Origin of the sequence: Erwinia sp. ErVv1, assembly GCF_900068895.1 — a bacterium.
In the GTDB taxonomy this organism is placed as follows: Bacteria; Pseudomonadota; Gammaproteobacteria; order Enterobacterales; family Enterobacteriaceae; genus Erwinia.
This window is the reverse complement of sequence record NZ_CDPK01000003.1, coordinates 151,797-153,517: the sequence shown is the minus strand read 5'-3', so window position 1 is coordinate 153,517 and position 1,721 is coordinate 151,797. Positions and strand designations below refer to the sequence as shown.

The following is a 1,721-nucleotide window of genomic DNA, read 5'->3' as shown; positions in this document are numbered from 1 at the left end:
TCGCTGACCGTTTTACCCGGATACAGCTGATTCATCACCAGCTGCGCCATCAGTTCGCCGCTGACCGCGCCTGCTGCACCTGCCAGGGCGCTGCTACCGGCCGCATACGAGGTTACCGCACCGACCACCGCGTGGGCCATTGCCTGCGCTTCAGGATTGCCTTCGGTCAGTTTGTGGATCTGCTCGGCCAGATACGGCGATGCCGCACCACTGATGGCCTGGCCGATATTTCCGCCCGCCAGGCCCTGTATCGCCGCCGTGGCCGCCTGGATCCCCTGTTGCAACGCGCTGCCGGTGCCGTAAGGGGCCATCGCCGTTTTGTAAGCCTGATCGGCTATCTGCTTGTCGGTAGGATTNAGGTTACCCTGACCGGCGAGTTGTTCTCTGGCGGCCTGAAGGGCAGCCGGATCTTTCTTCGCTTTCAGCCCCTCGATTTCACCCTGGGTCCTTGCAATATCCGCAACCTGACTCCCTATCTCCCCCTATCAGCTGCGCCTCTTTCAGCCGGTTCTGCTCCTTCTCCTTATCAAATATCTCCGCCAGACCCGGATTCGCATTCTCAACATCGCGGCTCAGCTCTTCTCAGTGGAAGTTAAAAGCCTTTTATTTTGAATATTCGGGCTAAAATTATCCCCGCTCCACATATTGATCCGCCAACAGAACCAAGTTTAATTCCATGTAAAACGTCGTTCCATGACATATCAAATGTGCCAGTTAAAAACCACAATATAGTTGACAGGAGTAATCGTCCCAATAAAGCAGTAGCGATCACACCTAAAACTATCATGACAAAAATAAGTAACATCAGCACAGCCTTTCTGCACTGTAATTGCTTATTATTTATCATTTTTATTTACCTCGCCGATAATTTTCTGTGTCGCGCCACTACTGTATTCCGAGCTAATCGATGAACCTGTATTTCCTATTATGCCCGGTAGCTTACTCGGCAGCATTTCCTTAGATAGCCCCAGTTGTCCTTTAACTTCAGTATATTTCAGCAGATCAGGATTGAACTTGGGATCCCAGCCACCGGTGATCCATTTACCCGCCGCATTTGTCCCTGATGAGATCAATTTACCGGCTCCATAACCCAACGCCGATCCTGCGCCATTAGTTATTGCACCCGTCAGCGGATCATCGCCATTGATCTGATTGGTTAAGGCTCCTCCGGCAGCATTCCAGACTACAGTTCCCCAGAAGCCATTCCCCATACTGACAACGTTAGTCCAGCCAGCGACAACAGAGTTAACCGGATTCACCTTGCCATCTTCAGCATACTGAACACCTGCGTTAACTCCGGCACCCAGCGCCCACATGACTTGGGCGGGAGCGGTTAAGGATGCCACGCCACCCGTTGCCAGTGCGGCCGCATAGGCTTTATTTTCGGCCAGACCTCGCTGGCAGGCCTCACCGGAAGGATTATCGGTACAGGACAGTACGTCTGCGCCATGCTGCCTGGCTTTTTCTGCCTGTGCCTCTTCGTTACCACCAAATAAGTTGTTATTNACGTCTGCGCCATGCTGCCTGGCTTTTTCTGCCTGTGCCTCTTCGTTACCACCAAATAAGTTGTTATTGACCGAGTTCTGGCCCGCCTGCGCTCCGGCCACTACATCCGCCGTGCTGTCACCAACCACGCCACCGGTCAGGCCCGCCGCCAGCGTACCCAGCGCACTGATGGTCTGTTTCTCCGTCTCCGTCAGTTCGCTGACCGTTTTACCCGG

2 protein-coding genes and 1 pseudogene are annotated in these 1,721 nt (G+C 53.5%); all 3 read right to left on the bottom strand.

Annotated features, from left to right (window positions below):
• Window positions 1-23: 23 nt before the first annotated feature.
• A pseudogene (locus tag A1830_RS23875) lies at window positions 24-576 on the bottom strand (hypothetical protein); the annotation flags it as partial.
• A gap of 16 nt (window positions 577-592) precedes the next feature.
• Window positions 593-847, bottom strand: a complete 255-nt coding sequence (locus tag A1830_RS22525) for a hypothetical protein (RefSeq protein WP_156484941.1) — start codon at window positions 845-847, stop codon at window positions 593-595.
• Window positions 837-1,721 (bottom strand): VENN motif pre-toxin domain-containing protein (locus A1830_RS21200; protein ID WP_197473290.1); only part of this gene is annotated, 885 nt, incomplete at its 5' end. The genes A1830_RS21200 and A1830_RS22525, both read right to left, overlap by 11 nt.